A 1,053-nucleotide genomic window follows, 5' to 3' on the forward strand; every position below is an offset into this window, starting at 1 on the left:
CGTGGCCGGCCTTGATGCTGCAGGTGCGGTAATTATGCGCCGACGAATGACGCGTGAAGGGTTGATCAAGTTTGTCTCGAAGCTGCCGCAATGCGTGGTAGCGATGGAAGCGTGCTGCGGCGCACATTTTCTGGCCCGGACATTCCAGTCGCATGGTCATTCGGTGCGGTTAATGTCGCCGGAATATGTTCAGCCCTACGTCAAAGCGCAGAAGACCGATGATCGAGATGCGGAGGCCATCGCGGAAGCCGCGACCCGGCCAACCATGCGCCTGGTGACGCCAAAAAGCGAAGCTCAGCTCGATTTGCAGATCCTGCACAGGGCGCGTGCAAGGCTGGTTGCGGAGCGGACGCGGTTGACCAACCAACTGCGCGCCGTCCTGTTAGAACGCGGCATAATCCTGCCTCAGCGGCGCGGTCCTCTTATCCGGCGGCTTGATGATCTTATGGGGGGCGATTTGCCAATCAGCGCCAGAATGCTGCGCCTGCTTCGGGACCTGCGCGATGAATGGGCAGAGCTTGACCGCAGGATAGGAGCCTATGACGACGAACTGATGGCCATGACGCGTGAAGATGATCTGGCTCAGCGTCTGGTCACGGTTCCTGGCATTGGGGCGATCAATGCCACGGCACTGGTCGCCGCAGTGGGTGATGCCAGCGCCTTTGCCAAGGGGCGTGATCTGGCCGCATGGCTCGGTTTGACACCACGACAACACTCAACTGGCGGCAAGACCAAAATGCTGGGCATCAGCAAGCGGGGCAACCGCTATCTACGAACCCAACTTATCCACGGCGCACGAGCAGCGATGCGGCACTTCGTCGAAAAGCAAACCGCCATGGGAGTATGGCTACGCAACCTACTTGCCCGTGCGCATCCAAATGTCGTGGTGGTGGCGCTCGCTGCGAAGCTTGCCCGAGTCGCTTGGGCGATCCTTCGGCGCGGTGATGTGTATCAATCGCAGGAAGCATCAATCTGACGGAATTGCGATCAGCTGACGCTGAACGCTCAAGATGTCTGTGGAGGTGAGATAGATGGCATAACGGTCGAACCGGC

1 protein-coding gene is annotated in these 1,053 nt (G+C 59.4%); it reads left to right on the top strand.

The genetic code is table 11. The features are described 5' to 3' along the window. Window position 1: 1 nt before the first annotated feature. Window positions 2-976: an IS110 family RNA-guided transposase gene (locus D2U88_RS00015; RefSeq protein WP_235855684.1), complete on the top strand. Its 975-nt coding sequence runs from the start codon at window positions 2-4 to the stop codon at window positions 974-976. Window positions 977-1,053 lie beyond the last annotated feature (77 nt).

Source organism: Flagellimonas aequoris, from assembly GCF_003584165.1.
GTDB lineage: Bacteria > Bacteroidota > Bacteroidia > Flavobacteriales > Flavobacteriaceae > Flagellimonas > Flagellimonas aequoris.